The sequence below is a fragment of the Clostridium sp. TW13 genome (assembly GCF_024345225.1).
Lineage (GTDB): Bacteria > Bacillota > Clostridia > Clostridiales > Clostridiaceae > Inconstantimicrobium > Inconstantimicrobium mannanitabidum.
The window spans coordinates 18,549-39,209 of sequence record NZ_BROD01000002.1; the positions used below are offsets into that span (position 1 = coordinate 18,549).

Below are 20,661 nucleotides of genomic sequence, written 5' to 3' on the forward strand. Positions count from 1 at the left end.
TATGGAAATTAAACATTCAAAAAAAGTACCTTATATAGAGCAGATGCAACAAACCGAGTGTGGACTTTGTTGTACAGCTATGATTTTAAGATATTACAAGCATTACGAAACCTTATCAGAACTAAGAAATCGTCTTGAAGCAGGGCGTGATGGACTTAAGCTATCTCAAATCAGAAATTATTTTAAGGTAAAAGGCTTTCAAACCTTTGCTTACAAAACCTCGGTGGAGGGGCTTGCAAAGGTTAATCTACCAGCTATAGTGTTCTTTAACAATGAGCATTTTGTGGTGCTTGAAAAGATGACAAACAGTACAGCCATCGTAGTTGACCCAGCCTTTGGAAGAAGAAAGATGTCTCAGGATGAGCTACGAGAGAACTTCACAAACATAGTGCTCTCAGTGGTTCCAACAGAGGAGTTTAAACCAAAGAAGAAACAGGAAAAGTCTTGGGCAGGTATCATGGAGAATCTTAAACATAAGAAGCTTTTGTTCACCAAGATAGCCTTAATATCAGTATTAACCTACTTAATAAGTATATCAATACCAGTGGTGGTTCAGTATCTTATTGATGAGGTGGCACTTAAAAATAATTCTGGTATGCTAATGCCCTATGTGGCTGCAATCCTAGGAATAATGGCACTATTCGCAGCACTCACTTATATAAGGGGTGACAATGTAATAAAACTTCAAGTATTCCTTGATAACTGTCTTATGGGAGGAACTTTCAAGAAACTTTTAAGCCTTCCTTACAAATACTTTGAGGTAAGATCCAATGGAGATTTATTATTTAGACTTAACAGTCTTCATATATTAAGAGATCTTTTATCAGAGCAGGTAATAAAGGGGATCATGGACTTTGGAGCCATAGTATTTATACTATGTTACATGGTATCAAGATCAATTCCACTTACTGTAGTTACATTGATTTTATTCGCTTTAAACGGACTTGCTATTATATATATGAGACCTTTTATGATGGAAGCAAATCAATATGAAATAGTGGAAAATTCAAAGCTGCAAACTGTACAAGTAGAAACTGTATACTCAATCCTTGGTGTTAAAACCACTGGAGTTGAAGACCAAATTTTTAATTCCTGGAATGAAAGGTACAAGAAGTCTATAGAAAGATATAAATACAAGTCAAAGATACTTAATATTTATACTTCAATGATAAGCGTAACTCAAACCGTAAGTCCATTTTTGATATTGTTCATAGGGGTTCAGCAATATTTTAGCTCCCATATATCTCTAGGAACTGTAATAGCATATTACTCCTTGTCCAACACATTTTTCGCTACAGGAGTATCCTTATTCCAGACCTTTAACAACTTCCTTTTAGCTTCATCTTATCTTGAACGTATAAAGGACATAACCGATGCCAAGGAAGAAAAGAGTCCTGAGAATGCTAAGGAAATTCAGTTATCTGGAGAAATTAAGCTAGACAATGTATCCTTTGCTTACACTAATACTTCACCAGAAGTTATTAAAAATGTGTCACTACACATTAAAAAGGGACAAAAGGTTGCAATTGTTGGAGCCTCAGGCTCTGGTAAGAGTACACTAAGCAAGATACTTCTAGGCTTATACGAACCAACCAATGGAGATATCTACTACGATGACATAAACTTTAATGAACTTAATAAACAAAATGTAAGAAAGCAGCTAGGCATAGTGCCACAGGATATATCCTTGTTCAACAAGTCAATCTTTGAAAACATAAAGATGAACAAGGACGATATAACCCTTGAAGATGTAAAAAAGGCAGCGGAAATTGCACAAATAGCAGAAGAAATTGAAGCAATGCCAATGGGTTATAACACCTTCGTATCCGATATGGGCATGAACCTATCAGGGGGACAAAGACAAAGAATAGCCCTTGCAAGAGCTATAATAAACCATCCAAAGCTTATAATATTAGATGAAGCCACAAGCTCTCTAGATACAGTAAATGAAGTCAAGGTTTCAAACTACTTCAAAAACATAGGATGTACAAGAATAGTAATAGCCCATAGGCTTTCAACCATCATAGACTCAGATGTAATCTACGTTATGGACAAAGGCCAGCTTGTAGAAGCAGGCACCCACAAAGAACTAATGCTAAGAAATGGCTTGTACGCAAGTCTTTACAAAGCTAAAGAAGAAAAGGAAGAAAAAGAAGTGAGCTAAAGAAGATGCTAAACCAAAGAAAAACAGTAAATGGACTGGCAGCTAAGATGAGGCAACAAATTACTTAAGTTAGATAACAGAAGAATGAAATTAATTAAAAGGTAATGAAAATAAATAGTAACCTAAGAAAGCAATTTGGAGAAAATCCAAGTTGCTTTTTTAGTTCTAAAACGCTTATTACAAAAAATCCTACGGTTATTTTCATGAGAAAAATCTTTCCTTCATTTGTTACTCAAATATGATTTCTTAGGACGGACTTATAAACTTCATACACCTTCTAGATATACTATATTTGGGTGATGAAATTGGAGAATGTATTAAAAAGTAAAGAAAGCTTAATGGAAATCTTAGCAGGAAAAATCACAAGTAAAATCAATGATAAACTTAATAAAGAAGGAATTGAGTTACAAAAAATGAAGCTAGGCGTGGAAATATTACTGATTAACCTTTCAAAACTTTTTATATTGATTACCCTAAGCTTAATGATGAATTTATTAAAAGAAACCATTTTGATGTGTTTAATATTTGCAGTTATAAGAGCCAGTGCTTTTGGGTTACATGCTAAAAGTAGCTCAGTTTGTACCATTGTAACTCTAATAATGTTTGTAGGCGGTGCTTATGTAAGCAAATATCTAATGCTAAACAATTATGAAATACTTATTATATTTACTATATTAAACATACTTTTGTATAAATATGCTCCGGCAGATACAGAAAGTCATCCTTTGATAGGAGCGGATTTAAGAAAAAAACTTAAGAAAGAAGCAGTGATAAAAGGGTTGTTTTTAATGGCTATTGCTCTACTTGCACAAAATGCCCAATTAAAAACAATGATAACCTTAGCAGTTTTTGAACAAGTTGTAAGTATATTGCCAATAACCTATAAAATATTAAAAAGGAGTTATGATAATTATGGAAAGTATGAAAAATGTATTAGTTAACAAATTAGGAGAAAAATTTTCTGAAGGACTTGGAGAAATTTCAATAAAGTTAAGTGAAAAAGCAGTGGGAAAATGTATAATGTCAGGTTTTTATGAACCTAAATTACCTATAGAACTTTTAGCACGAAATAAGTAGAAGCTAATGGATTGTATTAATTTTTATAATACAATCCATTACTTTTTATTGTAATATGTGCTAAAATTAGTATAGGTAAAGGGGGGCTAATATGGAATTTTTTTCTGTAATTCTTACTGCTTTTATAATATGGATAGCAGTATTAAACTTGATTTCATTTAAAGCAAGTAGAAAAGAAAAACTCTCTTTATTATTGGTAACAAGTGTTGTGTGTTGTGTATCCTACTTTATATCTGAATCTTTAATTATGTTAAGTGCAACTATAGTGATAGCTCTTTGTTTATACCTGAAGACAAAAAGAATTATTCAAAGTATAGTTATATCTATAATATCTGTTATGAGCTTAGCTACTGCAGATATTATAGTTTACTATTTTAAAATTTTATTTTCTCATACGGATATAATAAATAAAAATAACCCCAGCTATTTGTTTGTTTATTTATGTGGGTTAATTATTACCTTTATTATAAGCAAAATCCTAGGGCTTATATTAAACAAAAAGCTTAATATTTCAACCTTGAATTTAAAAGGAAAGTCAGCATTATTAATAGTTTTAAGCCTAGTTGTAACCTTTGCCATCTTCCTATTTAATGTAATTTGGGGACAGAAGAATGGCTTTACAGATGAAAGTGTACAATTTAACCTAATTTTATTTTCTGTGTACTTTGTACTTTTACTCTTTATAATGTTTGTTTTGATTGCAAGTATAAGAAAAGATATGCAATTTGAAAATACAAAGACTGAGTTTAAAAACCTTAGTGAATATACAAAAAACCTAGAAACCTTATACAATGATATGAGGGTTTTTAGACATGATTATATAAACATCCTGTCATCAATGGTTGGGTATATAGAAAGTAAGGATATGGAGGGGCTTGAACAACATTTTAATAAGAACATTCTTCCCTTGAGTGAAGGAATGAAATCTAATAACTTTAAAATAGGTCTTCTTCAAAATATAAAAATTCCTGAAATAAAGGGTATCCTTGCTTCAAAGGTAATAAGAGCTCAAGAAATGGGCATTGATGTAGCCATAGAAGTAGTGGAGCCTATCCTAAAAATGTCTATGGATATTATAGATCTAAGTAGATCTGTTGGGATCCTTCTTGATAATGCCATAGAAGCTGCTCTAAAATGTGACAAGCCTTTTATAAAGCTTGCTCTTATAAACAAAGAAAATTCAGTACTTATGATAATCGTAAATGGAACTCCAAAAGACACGCCCCCTATACACAAGATATATGAAAAAGGTTTCTCGACTAAAGGTGAAAACAGGGGCCTTGGCCTTTATAACCTAAAACAAATCCTAGGAAAATACAATACAATTTTCTTAGACACAGTGATTGAGAACGGCGAATTCTCTCAAGCACTAGAAGTAAGGAATTAGTAAATTTATAAAAGTATTATGCAGGCTTAATGTAGCAAAATTAAACCTTTGAAATAAAAAATAGATAATCTGGAGGACTTTATGCTTAAAATATTTGTATGCGAAGATAACGATCAACAAAGAAAGAGAATCACTGATATAGTGGACAACATTATAATGATAGAAAACCTAGATATGGAAGTGGCTCTGTCTACAGAAAAACCTCAAAACATACTAGACTATATAAAGGAAAATGATGTGTCAGGCATGTATTTTTTGGATGTAGACCTAAAGGACACAATCAATGGAATTACCCTTGCAGAGCAAATCAGAAAATATGACCCAAGGGGCTTTATAATCTTCATAACTACCCATGCAGAAATGAGCTATCTTACTTTCTTATATAAGGTAGAAGCTATGGATTATATCATAAAGGATAATTACAATAACATAAAAGAAAGAGTTCATCAATGTATAATGAACGCCAACGAAAAGTACACTGCAAAGACCACAGATCTTCAAAAAATCTTCACCATGAAGTGTGAAGACAAGCTTATAAATGTGGAGTACAATAAGATTTTATTCTTCGAAACCTCAGATGTGATTCACAAGGTTATACTTCATGCCACTGATAGACAGATAGAATTCTACGCAAAGATGAAGGAAATCGAAGAAAAACTTGATGAAAGATTTTATAGATGCCACAAATCTTACTTAGTAAACAAAGACAACATCAAAGAGCTGGATGTTAAAAATAGAATCGCACAGATGATAAATGGAGAAGAATGTTTAATATCAACCAGATCCATAAAAGGTTTAACAAAACAAAGTGAAGAGTAAATTTCTTCACTTTGTTTTTATTTTAATGATATGATTTCTTTTCATAAATTTTATGTAATTCTAAGATTTTTATTACTTGGTTTTAGATTTCTTAACCTTGCTTTTCTTAAAAATACTATATATTTATATAATGTGGTGAAACCTTCTTAGATAGCTGTATAAGTATATCATGATATAATCTTTTCATGAAATGATGATATATTCTTATAATGATAAGATGATTTCTTCTTTTCTTTATATCATGAAATCTCTTTTACTTGCTTTTTAGTACATTTTCACTGATATTCTCATTATTTGTAGAAAACTAAATTTAAATATCAACATAAACTAGTCAATAAAAAATATATTGACAATGAATATAAGAACCTATATACTTTTGATGTAAATAAATTGAAAATAAGGGAGTTACTACATGAACAACAAATTAAAAATGTTTCTTACCACATCTCTAATCACATCTACATTATTTTTTCAAAGCTTTGTAATCATGCCAGCAAAGGTAGCAAAAGCAGCAACCCCTGCAGCATCCTCAGGGGTTAATGCTTTCACAGATTTAACTTATTTAAGTGATCTTAATTGGGAATCTGCAACAACAACATACCCTTCACTTCCAACACAAAAGGATAAAAGTGTATACATGCAACCAATTAGTATTAATGGAAAAACTTATACAAAAGGAATTGGCACACATGCATCAAGTGAAATAGTTTATAATCTTGCAAAGAACTTCACCAATTTTGAAACTGATATGGGAGTTGATAGTGAAGTTGGCCCTTATGGAAGTGTAACATTCCAAATATACGGAGATGGAGTAAAGCTTTATGATAGTCAACAAGTGATGACTGGAAGTACACCAGCTAAAACAGCCAGGGTAAATGTAACTGGAGTTAGCAAGCTAAAACTTGTTGTAAATGATGGTGGAGATGGTATAAACAATGACCATGCTGATTGGGCTAATGCTAGACTGTACAATACTTCAACTTATCTAAGTGATACTGACTGGACTTCTGCAACAACAACTTACCCTTCACTTCCAACACAAAAGGATAAGAGTGTATACTCTCAACCAATTAGTATTAATGGAAATGTTTATACAAAGGGAATTGGTACACATGCTATAAGTGAAACTGTTTATTATCTTGGAAAACAATTTGCAATGTTCAGATCTGATGTAGGTGTTGATAGTGAAGTTGGCAATTATGGTAGTGTGGTATTCCAAGTATATGGAGATGGAGTAAAACTTTATGATAGTGGAGTTGTAACTGGAGGTACATCTGCTAAATCAATAAATGTAAATGTAACTGGTGTAAGTCAGTTGAAGCTTGTTGTAACTGATGCCGGAGATGGTATAGACAACGATCATGCTGACTGGGCTAATGCTAGAGTAATAAATTAAATATATATATTTGATATGTATTCTATATAGATACGAGAATTAATTTGATTGATTCTCTCAGGGGCTATCCCATTAGCAGTTTAAAACAGCTAGTAGGATAGCCCTTTCTTATTTGCACACCATTTTAAATATAACCACTCATGCAGAAATGAGCTATCTTACTTTCTTATATAAGGTAGAAGCTATGGATTATATCATAAAGGATAATTACAATAACATAAAAGAAAGGGTTCATCAATGCATAATGAACGCCAATGAAAAATACACTGCAAAGACCACAGAGCTTCAGAAAATCTTCACCATGAAGTGTGAAGACAAGCTTATAAATGTAGAGTACAATAAAACTTTATTCTTTGAGACCTCAGATGTGATCCACAAAGTTATCCTTCATGCCACTGATAGACAGATAGAATTCTACGCAAAGATGAAGGAAATCGAAGAAAAACTTGATGAAAGATTTTATAGATGCCACAAATCTTACTTAGTAAACAAAGACAATATCAAAGAGCTGGATGTGAAAAATAGAATTGCACAGATGATAAACGGAGAAGAATGTTTAATATCAACCCGATCCATAAAAGGTTTAACAAAACAAAGTGAAGAATAAGATTCTTCACTTTGTTTTTATTTTACATAATAATTGTTCAATAAAAAATAAATAGGGTAGCGCCAACGTTTTTCACAATGTTGGCGCTACCCCTTGTATTAGTCACAAATTTCACACAAGTGTATAAATTATATACCATATTTAGTATAAGCCGTATACAATTTATACTAAATATGGTATATTTTAATGGGACTCCTGCATGTTTTGACAGTGACTGCATAAGTCCTATTTTCAATAAATAAGGAGGTCTTTTATGAAAAAATTTCTTAAAAAGCTAACAACGCTCTTACTTGTATTAACTTTACCCTTAACATTTATCCCTAAGGAAGCCCATGCAAGTGGGGAAGTGATAGATGGGGGTATGAGTGTTATGGGCATAGTTGGAAACTTCTTAAGCACATTTTTCCCACTTATAGCAAAATCCATCGATAATCTCTCAATAAACAATGGAGATTATAATGAGTGGATATCTTTTGCACCCCCTGACTTTGCTCAAGATAAATTCTATATAAGTATGTATGATGGAATAAATCCTAATAACTCTAGCCTTTCTTATCGTATAAAAATTTATTCTCAAACTAATGCCAAAAATCCAGTAGAAGTCACATTAAAAAGTGGTCAACAATATTGTGTTACAGCTGATAGTAATACCCCTGAGTTATACTTTGAATTTTTTAATGGAAATGAAACTACACCTTTTGAAAGATACTGTTTACCGATGGAATACCACAATAAAAACTTTGGAATAGCTTTAGGTTGTAACAAAAAAGTATATTATCTTCAAAAGGAAACCAACAGAGTATATAATGACCAAATGATGTTTAAGCTTTTCAATGTCACTTTTAATTCTAATTTTGATAGAATATATAATGGTCTTTCTCAAGAAAACAAAGAAAAATATAGTCCTTATATTTTTAGAAAAACTAAAGCTGTATCTAAGAAAGATATGTCTCCTAGTAACTGCGTTGATAATCAAAGTATTCTGAATAAAATTATTTATTACCAGAACTATGTACCTAAGCCTTACTTCAGAGAGACTTTTGAGAACAATGCACTATTAGCCTGGGATAGTTTCGGTAATGTAGGTGAAACTTTGCAGAAAGCATGTGAGGGAGGTTTTTCTTTATATCTTTCTGGTGATAAAGCTTATATATACAAAAATCTTAATGCAACTCAATTTAAAACATTAACTATGTTCTTTTATGATGATGCAAGTGTTACTTCCGCAAAAGTTATGGGCACTGCATTTGGCAGTAACTTTGACTCCAGTGACGCATTTGGATCAATATCTATTGGTGTGGATACTGACGCATCTAAAAACAATTATGCATTCACTGTTGGCAGAGGTGGTTCTTGGATAACAAGTATACCTAGAAGTACAGGTTGGCATAAACTTACATGGAACTGTGTTTCTACTACTAAGACAGATATCGCCATAGATGATAAATTTGTATATACAGCATGCGCATATATAGATTCAGTGAAATCTGTAGCTTTAGGAGATTGGTGGGCAGACGGTAAAGATTGTGCTGGTAAATTCTTTTTCGATTATGTGGATGTTCGTTAATTAGAGATATACTTTAAGAGGTTGGATAGTTTAATATAATATCCAACCTCTTTTAAAACTATATATTTTCTTTTGTTTTATAAAATTATTCTATTCCTTTTTATAATTTTCTTATAACGAACAAACCTCAGCATGTAGTATACTGGGGTTTGTTCGCTATAGGAGAATGAGTGTTTTCTTAGATAGAAAAAACCATAATAAATAGTATGCATATTATTTATCAAGGTGATTAGAATCCTGATTATTAGTATATCATGATATCATCTTTTCATTAAATCATTATATCTTCTTATCATGAAATAATGATTTATTCTTATCATGTTTTCTTTATATTATTTTCTATCTAGTTGGAAATACACTACGCCACCAGATGAAATTAAAGTGTTTTTATCTTTTATATAGGGAAAGCCTAATTAAGTGTTAAAGTCATCAATAGATATTTCAGTAATAGTATCACCTTTTATGCCCAATTTTTCAAAAGTAACATGTTGTTTGCGTATATTAATATATTAACTTAATATACATTGACAGAGTCATAAAGTTTGATTATTTAAAAAATATTATAACCTCAATAATGAGGTGTATACTGTAAATAAGAAAGATTTTTGATAAACTGCTTTACAAAAATAGGATTACTTACTCTTTTATTATTAGAGTTTTTGCAATAGTAATCTAGTTAAAATTTATAATATAGAATTTTAAATAAAGAAAGGAGATGAAATTATGGAAGCTGACGTTTTAAAGCTAATTGCTACCCAAGGAGCCTTTGCAATTTTATTTTCATATCTACTATTTTACGTTTTAAAAGAAAATAGTAAGAGAGAAACAAATTATCAGAATATAATTACTGAATTAACCTCTGTATTGCCTACAATTAAACAGGATATAGAAGAAATAAAAGAAAAAGTGTTAAAATAAATACTGTTTATACAAAAAAATGCATTATTGGAACTTAAAATTAAATATTAAAAATATTTCATTTACAACCTTTACCTTTTCGAAGTTTATGTATCTATATACATAAAAAAGAAATTTGGAGGGGTATTATGGCAAATGAGATATTAAGTTTAATAGAAAGGTGTCAAAAAGGAGATAAGGACTCACTGATATTACTATTGCAAAAATTTGATCCCTTATTAAATAAATATTCAAGAATGCTTAATTATAAGGATGGTGAGGATGAAAAGCAGGATTTAGTATTAGAATTTATAAAAGTAGTTAAAAAAATCCCAATATATGAAGACGGTTTCAAAGAAGATAAAGTTGCAGTATCATATATAAACAGAGCTATAAAATATAAATACATACAGCTATCTAAAAAAAGTAGATGCATTAATAATTCTGAATTTTCATGTGAATATGATATTGGGAATTGTGAAGATTCTACAGAAAATAAGTTTATATTAAGTGAACTTATTAATAATTTAAGTGATATAGAAAAATCTGTAATAAAACTTAGGTATTTTGCGGGACTTAGCGATAGAGAAATTGCTTCAATTAATAATATTAGTAGACAAGCTGTTAATCAAAATAAAAACAGGGCCTTAAAAAAATTAAGACAGTACTTTTAATATATTATGTTAATAAGAACAATTAATATAGTATATGATTATAACTAATTTATAATAAGAACTTATAAAATAAATATTGTTAATTTAAATGAAAATAGCTATATCAAAATGAATTTATACGCTTTGATATAGCTATTTCCTATACTTTTTACATAAGAAAGTGATATGACAATAGGTTTAATAGATTGAAATGAAGCGGTCACTCCATTATATAGAGATTTATGACAAATGCACATAGTGTGTAAAGGAAATCAAACATATAAAATACATATTTTTGAATATCTGTATATTGGCTGTATTATATGATAAAGTATTTATGGAATGGAGATGATTGAATGAAAAAAAAGAAGTTTTATATATTTATTGCCCTAATAATTCCTATTATTATTTTTTTCATTGTGAAAGAGTTCATTATAAACTTTGTGCCTCCAGTTTCAGGTGGAGGAGACTTCAGCTATAACATAACAAAGAAATATAAATTTGCCAGAACAAATAGATATTCATCATATATATATGATGATGTTGAAGACAACGATCTCTGTAGAATTGATACTTTTGTAGATAGCTTTGGTTTTGATGATAATTTTATAATAGCAAAACAAGTTAGACCTAAAGAAGTTTATCATGATGAGATTTATACCCCAAAGGTTCCAGATGAAAATGAAACCTGGTATTGGATTATGGATATTAAAATAGACAAAAGGTATGGTCCTTATAAAAATTTAAATGATTTTAACAAAGCAAAAAATCAGTTAAAGGTAAGTAATAATATAAAACTTTACCCTTATAACCATTATAGAAAGTGAAGTTATTTTCTATCTTTATATAATGACTTATCAAAACACCATATCCGAGAAGATTGGTTTAAATCTAGTGGGTATTCGCTTTAACTTTGATATTACAAAAAATCTAACTTATAAAAAAATTATTTTCCATGTTTACAAATCTGACAATAAACCCTCTTTTATTTAATGTAATTACTTCAAGCTTGATTTAAGTTATGAAATTAAACATTAATGAAAAGAGGGTTTAAATATGTCAAATGTACTTCCAAATATAACACCAGGAGATGTGGTACCAGGTGGTTTCACTTATCCAAACAATGCACAATTAGTAGGAGACTTTTTATATCTTAGAGATGCGGATGGAAATGGAGTTGGAGGGCATCAAGTTGATGCAGGAGATAAAATTACTGTATTGGATATAGGATTTGCAAAGCAATTAGCCTTGGTACAATACCCAGCAGGTAATGTTGTAAGACAAGGTTATATAAATAACAATACAAATATAATAAAATACTTTAATCAAGGTAAATGGAATAACGGTTCAACTTCTGAGACCGTATATAATGAAAATGATGTGGCAATAGGGTCAATAGATCCACATGAAGCAGCCACTCCACTATATAAAGCTGGAGGAAAAATACATGTAGTATACAATACTAGTAAGGGAGCAAACACTAAATCTGGATATGTAGCCTATGATGGTGGTTTTAGTGGTTTTGGTGGTTCTTCTGGTTCTTCTGGTCTTGAAAATGGTATAGCACCAGGAGATGTAGTGCCAGGTGGTTTCACTTATCCAAACAATGCACAATTAGTAGGAGACTTTTTATATCTTAGAGATGCTAATGGAAATGGAGTTGGAGGACACCAAGTTGACACTGGGGACAAGGTTACTGTATTAGATGTAGGATATACAAAGCAGTTAGTTCTACTTCAATATCCAGCAGGTAATGTTGTAAGACAAGGTTATGTAAATAATGATACAAAGATAATAAAATACTTTAATCAAGGTCAATGGCATAATGGCTCTACTTCTGAAACTGTATATGATGAAAATAATGTGGCAATAGGTTCACTAGATCCACATGAATCAGCTACACCAATATATAAGAGAAATGGTATGACTCATGTAGTTTACAATACAGATAAGGGGGCTAACACTAAGTCTGGATTTGTTAAATATGAAGGTGGTAGTAGTAGTTCTTCTGGCCTTGAAAATGGTGTAGCACCAGGAGATGTAGTGCCAGGTGGTTTCACTTATCCAAACAATGCACAATTAGTAGGAGACTTTTTATATCTTAGAGATGCTAATGGAAATGGAGTTGGAGGACACCAAGTTGACACTGGGGACAAGGTTACTGTATTAGATGTAGGATATACAAAGCAGTTAGTTCTACTTCAATATCCAGCAGGCAATGTTGTAAGACAAGGTTATGTAAATAATGATACAAAAATAATAAAATACTTTAATGAAGGTCAATGGCATAACGGTTCTACTTCTGAAACTGTATATGATGAAAATAATGTGGCAATAGGTTCACTAGATCCTTATGAATCAGCTACACCAATATATAAAAGAAATGGTATGACTCATGTAGTTTACAATACAGATAAGGGGGCTAACACTAAATCTGGATTTGTTAAATATGAAGGTGGCTCAGCTCAGGTTATAGATATACCATATGTAACAGTAGCTGGTGCTGATAAAATTCAGTATGGAACAAGCGGAAAGGGCAGACCATTAATTGCTCATAAAATTGGAAGTGGATCAAATTCCTTGGTAATGGTATGTGAAGTTCACGGTTTTGAAGATCATTGGAGCAAGGATGGTATAGAACTAGTTAACATTGGAAATGACTTAATTAAAAATCTTGTAAGCTCAGGCACTAATGGATGGTCAGTATATGTAATACCATCAGCAAATCCAGATGGACTAGCTGAAGGATATACCAAGGATGGCCCTGGAAGATGCACTATAGTTGGACAAATAGATATTAATAGAGACTTCCCTGTAGGATTTACTCATAATACAAGTTCAAGAAATTATACTGATAGCGCACCACTCACTGTACCTGAATCTAAACAATTGAGTGATTTTCTGCAAGGAGTAAAAAATTCAACACCTGGACAAATGGTTGTTATAGATTTACACGGATGGGAAGGCGCTGCTATAGGTAATCCAGAAATAGGACAATATTTCAGAAATCAATTTGGCTTTGAACAAAGAAATGGATATGGTGAAGATCAAGGCTATTTAATTGCATGGACAAATTCAGTTCTTGGAGCAAAATCAGCATTGATTGAATTACCAACAGCTACTTATAGTCATAGTGATGTTGTTAATGGAAACTATTCTCAAAAGATAACAAATGCAGTTAATGCAATACTTGCAAATAATCCTGGAACAAAAGTTGCTGGAAAGACTTACTCAGATGCAATGGATTGCATAAGCACAATTTTATATAATATGGGTTATCAAAATAAACTTGATGCTAATATTCCTTTTAAATTTATTGTTGGAAATTTTGAGGTAGACGTAACTATCGGATCTACTTCTACTATGACGCTATCAGACGGTAAGGTAGGTAATATTTCTATAAAAAATGGGAAACCTTCATTTGATTTAAGCGACTTCCCGATTACTGAATATATAAAATTACAATCAAAATTAGATGAGCTCGCTCTTAAAATAGGTAACGGAAATATTTCAATTGCATTAAGTTCAAAGCAAAAAATAACAATAGAAATTAAATTTGATTTAGATGCTTTAGTATATTTATCAAAAAATTTATATTGCAAAATAGAAATATCAATTCACGAAGATTATCCTTCAGAAGAAATATCTAATATGGAAAAGGCGAGTCAATATTGTAACAGTGCATCTGTAGATCTTAATATTGATTGGAAGCATTTAACACAAGGCTTTTTAGTAGCTCTTGGAGTTAGCGGATTGGTATTCTTAAAATTAGGAGGAACTGTCAATAAAACTATAGATTCATTCATAAAAAAAATGCTTGAACTTTTTGGAGCGATTGCTGGTTAAAATTGCTGTAAATAGCGATGTACTAAATTCTCATAAAATATAATCAACACTAATTTATTCACCAAAATTATTTTCAAGTTTAAATTTGAAATAATTTTGGTGATATTTTTATATCTAGTGAGGATTATAAACTTATGAGAATAGTTCAAATTTTAATCAAAATAAAAATTGGCATTAAACAATTATACATATGTATTATAATAATATATAGTAAAAATAATGAAGTTAAGGGGTTATTATGGATATAATATATAAAAATGAGTTAGAGGATTTTATTAACTTTCAAATATTTCAAATAAGTGGCTCAAAAGGAAGAATACGTGATCCAATAAAAAGACGTGGTCCAATAAGAAGATATGGTTTTGCAATCATTCCTTTGCTTATATTTATTTATTCTTTTAAGAATACTTTTATAATGAAAAATTCATTTGATAGGAGAGTTGCGCTCTATAATACACTATTATTTGCTTTATTAACCGTAATAATTATATTCTTCTATCCTAAAATTTATTATTGGAGTTTAAAAAAGAAGATATCCTACCTCTATAATAGTGATGATAAAATATATTTAGAAATAAATACTGATGGAATAATTGATCACAAAGAAAAGGGTTTTTGTAAAATGCTGTGGCAGGCAGTAAATAAAGTGGAGCTAACTTCTAAATACTTACATATTTTCATTAGCAATAGCAGTGTTTATATAATCCCTTTATCTGCAATTGAAAAACCTGATGAATTAGAAGAACTGCTAACCAATGTTAGCAAAGATAAAGATATTAATTTTAAAAAATATGCTAATTAGATGATTTTGGAGTTGAGATTATGAAAATAGATTATATAAATAATTCTGATGATATAGCTAATTTTAAACTTTTTAAGCTTTTAAACTCACCCTATTATAAACATAAACAAAAGTACTCAAAATATTATTTATTAATAGGGCTTCTATTTATTTGTATATTTGAGTATTTTGTAACTAACATAGGCTTATTTTATTTTATAAGGGACATTTTGTTTAAAAACTATATTATACATATTTTTATAATAGGTGAAATAGTGGTGATCATTTTTCCTAAGTTGTACCACAAATTTTTAAAGTTCTCTCTAAAGGAATACTACAAAAATTATAATAGGAATGCAACTATGATTATAGATCCCAATGGAATAATTGATGAGTCTGAGGATATCTCCTATGCATTGTGTTGGTGTGATGTGGACAAGGCTATTGTGATAGACCAATATATATTTATCTATTTAAAGTCTAATAATTTAATGATACCTGTAGATACTTTTGATAGCCTAGAAGATAAGGAAAAATTTTTGCAAATTCTTAGTGAAAATATAGGTGATCGTTTTGATAACTCCACTTATAAGTCAATAAAACCAAAGTTTAGTATGAAAAACTTTGCAAAAGAACTTTCTTTAATAATGGGTACTATTTCCTTGTTTGTAGTAGTAGGACTTACACTAAATGAAGCATTGACTCATAAAAATAGTTTAATAACAAAAGAAGGATTTGCATTGTTTTCTGAGTACAATAAGGTTTCAGATAATATACCTAAAGTTCAGAATATACTAGAAAAGTTCCCTCAATTGAAGATATATGTAACACATGGTTTAGAAAAAAAATTAAATAATTACAAAGTGATAAAATTTCAAAGTGTAGATGGTCTTTATGAAAATAATAATATATATATAAGTGGATTTAGTAATGATAGCACTACTCTATTCCATGAATTAGGACATGCTGTAGATGCTTATATGGGATGTTATTTAGAGACTGGATATGCAGGTGATGATAATAGATTTAAATTGTCTTCGAATGATGACTTTAAAAAGCTTTATGAAAAATATAAAAACACTTCTATATTTACGGAATACGGCAGAAACCCTTCCTCAGATACAACAAAGTGCTTATCAGAAGGCTTTGCAGAAATGTTTGCAAACTATATATCTGATAGAAATAAGGTAGATAAGGAAGTTGCAACATATTTTGATAATATAGTAAAAATTATAAATGCATTAAAACCAACAGAAGTGGTACATTAGTTAAAATAAAAATGTTAGATATAATATCAATTAGCCTATTATTTAGCCAGCTTTATAGGAGCTTGGCTATTTTTTTGCTATCAAATCTAACTTATAAAAAAACTTATTTTCCATGTTTACAAATCTGACAATAAACCCTCTTTTATTTAATGTAATTACTTCAAGCTTGATTTAAGTTATGAAATTAAACATTAATGAAAAGAGGGTTTAAATATGTCAAATGTACTTCCAAATATAACACCAGGAGATGTGGTACCAGGTGGTTTCACTTATCCAAACAATGCACAATTAGTAGGAGACTTTTTATATCTTAGAGATGCTGATGGAAATGGAGTTGGAGGGCATCAAGTTGATGCAGGAGATAAAATTACTGTATTGGATATAGGATTTGCAAAGCAATTAGCCTTGGTACAATACCCAGCAGGTAATGTTGTAAGACAAGGTTATATAAATAACAATACAAATATAATAAAATACTTTAATCAAGGTAAATGGAATAACGGTTCAACTTCTGAGACCGTATATAATGAAAATGATGTGGCAATAGGGTCAATAGATCCACATGAAGCAGCCACTCCACTATATAAAGCTGGAGGAAAAATACATGTAGTATACAATACTAGTAAGGGAGCAAACACTAAATCTGGATATGTAGCCTATGATGGTGGTTTTAGTGGTTTTGGTGGTTCTTCTGGTCTTGAAAATGGTGTAGCACCAGGAGATGTAGTGCCAGGTGGTTTCACTTATCCAAACAATGCACAATTAGTAGGAGACTTTTTATATCTTAGAGATGCTAATGGAAATGGAGTTGGAGGACACCAAGTTGACACTGGGGATAAGGTTACTGTACTAGATGTAGGATATACAAAGCAGTTAGTTTTACTTCAATATCCAGCAGGTAATGTTGTAAGACAAGGTTATGTAAATAATGATACAAAGATAATACAATACTTTAATCAAGGTCAATGGCATAATGGTTCTACTTCAGAAACTGTATATGATGAAAATAATGTAGCAATAGGTTCACTAGATCCACATGAATCAGCTACACCAATATATAAAAGAAATGGCATGACTCATGTAGTTTACAATACAGATAAGGGGGCTAACACTAAGTCTGGATTTGTTAAATATGAAGGAGGTAGTAGTAGTTCTTCTGGCCTTGAAAATGGTGTAGCACCAGGAGATGTAGTGCCAGGTGGTTTTACTTATCCAAACAATGCACAATTAGTAGGAGACTTTTTATATCTTAGAGATGCTAATGGAAATGGAGTTTCAGGACACCAAGTTGACACTGGGGATAAGGTTACTGTACTAGATGTAGGATATACAAAGCAGTTAGTTCTACTTCAATATCCAGCAGGCAATGTTGTAAGACAAGGTTATGTAAATAATGATACAAAAATAATAAAATACTTTAATGAAGGTCAATGGCATAACGGTTCTACTTCTGAAACTGTATATGATGAAAATAATGTGGCAATAGGTTCACTAGATCCTTATGAATCAGCTACACCAATATATAAAAGAAATGGTATGACTCATGTAGTTTACAATACAGATAAGGGGGCTAACACTAAATCTGGATTTGTTAAATATGAAGGTGGCTCAGCTCAGGTTATAGATATACCATATGTAACAGTAGCTGGTGCTGATAAAATTCAGTATGGAACAAGCGGAAAGGGCAGACCATTAATTGCTCATAAAATTGGAAGTGGATCAAATTCCTTGGTAATGGTATGTGAAGTTCACGGTTTTGAAGATCATTGGAGCAAGGATGGTATAGAACTAGTTAACATTGGAAATGACTTAATTAAAAATCTTGTAAGCTCAGGCACTAATGGATGGTCAGTATATGTAATACCATCAGCAAATCCAGATGGACTAGCTGAAGGATATACCAAGGATGGTCCTGGAAGATGCACTATAGTTGGACAAATAGATATTAATAGAGACTTCCCTGTAGGATTTACTCATAATACAAGTTCAAGAAATTATACTGATAGCACACCACTCACTGTACCTGAATCTAAGCAGTTAAGTGAATTTCTACAAGGGGTAAAAAATTCAACACTTGGACAAATGGTTGTTATAGATTTACATGGATGGGAAGGTGCTGCTATAGGTAATCCAGAAATAGGACAATATTTCAGAAATCAATTTGGCTTTGAACAAAGAAATGGATATGGTGAAGATCAAGGCTATTTAATTGCATGGACAAATTCAGTTCTTGGAGCAAAATCAGCATTGATTGAATTACCAACAGCTACTTATAGTCATAGTGATGTTGTTAGTGGAAACTATTCTCAAAAGATAACCAATGCAGTTAATGCAATACTTGCAATACAATTTAATAATATTAAACAGCTTCAAGCTGATTTAAAGACCCTAGGTATTTATAGTGGAGTTATATCAGGAATTTATGACAAGTTAACTGAATTTGCAGTTAAAGAATTTCAATTGAGATATAGCATAATACCAGCCAATGGTGTTGTAACCAATGAAACACTTATAGCTATTAAAAAAGCTATAGATTTAGATAATATAAAATATACAACTACACATGCATTAGTATATCAATCCGCTAGAAGAAAAGGATTAAATGAAGATGGTAGTCTAGCAAACGATATGAAAATAAATGATTTTTCAAAAGAAAACTTACTTGCAATTAATTCATTATTTAGTTTACAAATTGATGAATCTAATAATCCTGAAGACCTTTTTAAAGATTTAGAAATTATGGCCATAGGTTTATTTGCAAAAGGAGAAATGTCAGCAGTTATTCTAGATATGATTAATCATTTTAAGAGTGGAAAAGGAGAAGATTACAGCAACTCTATATTGACGAAAAATGTAAAAGAGCATGATACAACAAAAGATTATATTCAAGTAGTAACAAAAGCTGTGATTAGTGAATTGGTAAATAATAAAGGTAATTTAGCAGCATTACAATTTAATGAAAATACTAAGAACTCAAACCAATTATATAATTATATTCAAAGTAATGCAAAACGCCCAATATTTCATTCATGGTCAGATATTTTAGGTGGTCTTACAATGGCTATAAACGATACGTGGGGTAATAATATAGAAGTAAGAAACTATTCAGTTTCAGATAACTCATTTAAAGGAGTTCTTCATTTCAATATTTATGATCATTTTGGTTTGGATAAACCAGATGTAGAAAAGAACTATGTTAATCTAGCAGGTTTTAGAGCTTGGTTTGTGTTACAACATTATACTCAATTTAGTGGAAAATATAAGCCTTTCCCTACAGTTATAGAATTTGACGTTCCATTTGAAGGAAGTTATTAAAGTATACACTTATATTTAATAAGCCAATTCTGATAAAAGTATATAAAACAAAGTTATTCTCTTGTCCCAAAGCTCCGAATAGAGGGCATGCTAGAAATAGTAGTGTATATCTATAAAGTATTTGATATAATTCTTGATATCATGCCAATTAATACTATATAATCAAAATAGAGTATGTATCTATAATGAGGAGTATTAATTTATGAAAAAGATAAACATAAAAGTAAAAATTATTTTAAGTATTATTTTTCTTATTTCATTATCAACATATACACTATATTGCCATTTCATAAGTAATAAGGAGTCTGGAACTTCACCTAAAATATGCGAAATTAAGAACACAAGTATAGTTTATAATTATCCAGATAGTAAAGTAATAACCATAGAAAAACATTATATAATTACAAATCCACCTAAAGATCTCGGTGAATTAAAGAAGTTAATTGAGAATTTTTTAAAAGATACTCCTTTAGAAACAGGGAGTAAAATAGATAAAAATAAAAAAAGGCAATATGAATCATATTTCTATAGAAGCAGCAGGAAATTGCCTAGTAATTGGCAACCTAGTGATGGGTATTTTGCAACAGACAGAATAGAAGATCATAAGAATGATTTAATTGCTTCAGTATTTGGAGCAAGTTCAGAAACAAGTAAAATGTACAGTATCATAAATAGAAGCAATAAAATTTTTAGCTATGGTAAAGTAATTGAAACTCTACAGTATAAAGATGATCAAATTATAAGTGCAGAAAAAACAAGTGAAAAATAGAAGAAGCTTTGATAGATTTATGTATAGTAGCTACTGTTACTGGAAATTTTGAGGCGCTACCTCCGCTTGTTGCAGCTTTATAATAGTTTAATAATGTGAAAATTAACTACTAAGA

At 30.6% G+C, this 20,661-nt stretch carries 16 protein-coding genes; all 16 read left to right on the top strand.

Going from position 1 to position 20,661, the window contains the following annotated elements; translation table 11 throughout:
* Position 1: 1 nt before the first annotated feature.
* The 16 genes from OCU47_RS21415 to OCU47_RS21490 all read left to right on the top strand — a co-directional run bounded on the left by OCU47_RS21415 (position 2) and on the right by OCU47_RS21490 (position 20,546).
* Positions 2-2,164, top strand: coding sequence for a peptidase domain-containing ABC transporter (locus OCU47_RS21415; RefSeq protein WP_261830687.1), 2,163 nt, complete (start codon positions 2-4; stop codon positions 2,162-2,164).
* A 299-nt stretch (positions 2,165-2,463) separates the two neighbouring features.
* Positions 2,464-3,105 (top strand): accessory gene regulator B family protein, encoded by a 642-nt coding sequence (locus OCU47_RS21420; protein WP_261830688.1) that lies wholly within the window; start codon positions 2,464-2,466, stop codon positions 3,103-3,105.
* A complete protein-coding gene (locus OCU47_RS21425) occupies positions 3,077-3,241 on the top strand; it encodes a cyclic lactone autoinducer peptide (protein WP_261830689.1) in 165 nt (54 codons plus the stop codon). Before OCU47_RS21420 ends, OCU47_RS21425 begins: the two co-directional genes overlap by 29 nt.
* A gap of 91 nt (positions 3,242-3,332) precedes the next feature.
* Positions 3,333-4,628, top strand: a complete 1,296-nt coding sequence (locus OCU47_RS21430) for a sensor histidine kinase (RefSeq protein ID WP_261830690.1) — start codon at positions 3,333-3,335, stop codon at positions 4,626-4,628.
* Between the two features lie 81 nt (positions 4,629-4,709).
* Positions 4,710-5,447 (top strand): LytR/AlgR family response regulator transcription factor, encoded by a 738-nt coding sequence (locus OCU47_RS21435; protein WP_261830691.1) that lies wholly within the window; start codon positions 4,710-4,712, stop codon positions 5,445-5,447.
* Positions 5,448-5,859: 412 nt separating this feature from the next.
* Positions 5,860-6,843, top strand: a complete 984-nt coding sequence (locus OCU47_RS21440; protein ID WP_261830692.1) for an NPCBM/NEW2 domain-containing protein — start codon at positions 5,860-5,862, stop codon at positions 6,841-6,843.
* Positions 6,844-7,027: 184 nt separating this feature from the next.
* Complete coding sequence (locus OCU47_RS21445) at positions 7,028-7,450, top strand: LytR/AlgR family response regulator transcription factor (RefSeq protein ID WP_261830693.1); 423 nt, start codon at positions 7,028-7,030, stop codon at positions 7,448-7,450.
* 253 nt (positions 7,451-7,703) lie between these two features.
* Positions 7,704-9,017, top strand: coding sequence for a hypothetical protein (locus tag OCU47_RS21450; protein ID WP_261830694.1), 1,314 nt, complete (start codon positions 7,704-7,706; stop codon positions 9,015-9,017).
* A 723-nt stretch (positions 9,018-9,740) separates the two neighbouring features.
* Positions 9,741-9,935, top strand: coding sequence for a BhlA/UviB family holin-like peptide (locus OCU47_RS21455; protein WP_261830695.1), 195 nt, complete (start codon positions 9,741-9,743; stop codon positions 9,933-9,935).
* Positions 9,936-10,063: 128 nt separating this feature from the next.
* The gene (locus tag OCU47_RS21460; RefSeq protein WP_261830696.1) at positions 10,064-10,588 is read left to right on the top strand and encodes an RNA polymerase sigma factor; all 525 of its coding nucleotides are present in this window, start codon (positions 10,064-10,066) and stop codon (positions 10,586-10,588) included.
* Between the two features lie 335 nt (positions 10,589-10,923).
* Positions 10,924-11,394 carry a DUF3997 domain-containing protein gene (locus OCU47_RS21465; protein WP_261830697.1) on the top strand — a complete coding sequence of 157 codons (471 nt, stop codon included), beginning with the start codon at positions 10,924-10,926 and terminating at the stop codon, positions 11,392-11,394.
* Between the two features lie 229 nt (positions 11,395-11,623).
* Positions 11,624-14,413 carry a M14 family zinc carboxypeptidase gene (locus OCU47_RS21470; protein WP_261830698.1) on the top strand — a complete coding sequence of 930 codons (2,790 nt, stop codon included), beginning with the start codon at positions 11,624-11,626 and terminating at the stop codon, positions 14,411-14,413.
* Positions 14,414-14,651: 238 nt separating this feature from the next.
* Positions 14,652-15,215, top strand: coding sequence for a hypothetical protein (locus OCU47_RS21475; protein ID WP_261830699.1), 564 nt, complete (start codon positions 14,652-14,654; stop codon positions 15,213-15,215).
* Between the two features lie 20 nt (positions 15,216-15,235).
* A complete protein-coding gene (locus OCU47_RS21480) occupies positions 15,236-16,462 on the top strand; it encodes a YcxB family protein (protein ID WP_261830700.1) in 1,227 nt (408 codons plus the stop codon).
* Between the two features lie 213 nt (positions 16,463-16,675).
* Positions 16,676-19,777: a DUF3289 family protein gene (locus OCU47_RS21485; protein WP_261830701.1), complete on the top strand. Its 3,102-nt coding sequence runs from the start codon at positions 16,676-16,678 to the stop codon at positions 19,775-19,777.
* A 202-nt stretch (positions 19,778-19,979) separates the two neighbouring features.
* On the top strand, positions 19,980-20,546 hold the full coding sequence (locus tag OCU47_RS21490; RefSeq protein ID WP_261830702.1) for a hypothetical protein: 567 nt from the start codon (positions 19,980-19,982) through the stop codon (positions 20,544-20,546).
* The last annotated feature ends 115 nt before the right edge of the window (positions 20,547-20,661 follow it).

Coding starts and splice junctions, on each gene's coding strand:
- OCU47_RS21415 (WP_261830687.1), top strand. CDS start 2: ATGGAAATTAAACATTCAAAAAAAGTACCTTATATAGAGCAGATGCAA.
- OCU47_RS21420 (WP_261830688.1), top strand. CDS start 2,464: ATGAAATTGGAGAATGTATTAAAAAGTAAAGAAAGCTTAATGGAAATC.
- OCU47_RS21425 (WP_261830689.1), top strand. CDS start 3,077: ATGGAAAGTATGAAAAATGTATTAGTTAACAAATTAGGAGAAAAATTT.
- OCU47_RS21430 (WP_261830690.1), top strand. CDS start 3,333: ATGGAATTTTTTTCTGTAATTCTTACTGCTTTTATAATATGGATAGCA.
- OCU47_RS21435 (WP_261830691.1), top strand. CDS start 4,710: ATGCTTAAAATATTTGTATGCGAAGATAACGATCAACAAAGAAAGAGA.
- OCU47_RS21440 (WP_261830692.1), top strand. CDS start 5,860: ATGAACAACAAATTAAAAATGTTTCTTACCACATCTCTAATCACATCT.
- OCU47_RS21445 (WP_261830693.1), top strand. CDS start 7,028: ATGGATTATATCATAAAGGATAATTACAATAACATAAAAGAAAGGGTT.
- OCU47_RS21450 (WP_261830694.1), top strand. CDS start 7,704: ATGAAAAAATTTCTTAAAAAGCTAACAACGCTCTTACTTGTATTAACT.
- OCU47_RS21455 (WP_261830695.1), top strand. CDS start 9,741: ATGGAAGCTGACGTTTTAAAGCTAATTGCTACCCAAGGAGCCTTTGCA.
- OCU47_RS21460 (WP_261830696.1), top strand. CDS start 10,064: ATGGCAAATGAGATATTAAGTTTAATAGAAAGGTGTCAAAAAGGAGAT.
- OCU47_RS21465 (WP_261830697.1), top strand. CDS start 10,924: ATGAAAAAAAAGAAGTTTTATATATTTATTGCCCTAATAATTCCTATT.
- OCU47_RS21470 (WP_261830698.1), top strand. CDS start 11,624: ATGTCAAATGTACTTCCAAATATAACACCAGGAGATGTGGTACCAGGT.
- OCU47_RS21475 (WP_261830699.1), top strand. CDS start 14,652: ATGGATATAATATATAAAAATGAGTTAGAGGATTTTATTAACTTTCAA.
- OCU47_RS21480 (WP_261830700.1), top strand. CDS start 15,236: ATGAAAATAGATTATATAAATAATTCTGATGATATAGCTAATTTTAAA.
- OCU47_RS21485 (WP_261830701.1), top strand. CDS start 16,676: ATGTCAAATGTACTTCCAAATATAACACCAGGAGATGTGGTACCAGGT.
- OCU47_RS21490 (WP_261830702.1), top strand. CDS start 19,980: ATGAAAAAGATAAACATAAAAGTAAAAATTATTTTAAGTATTATTTTT.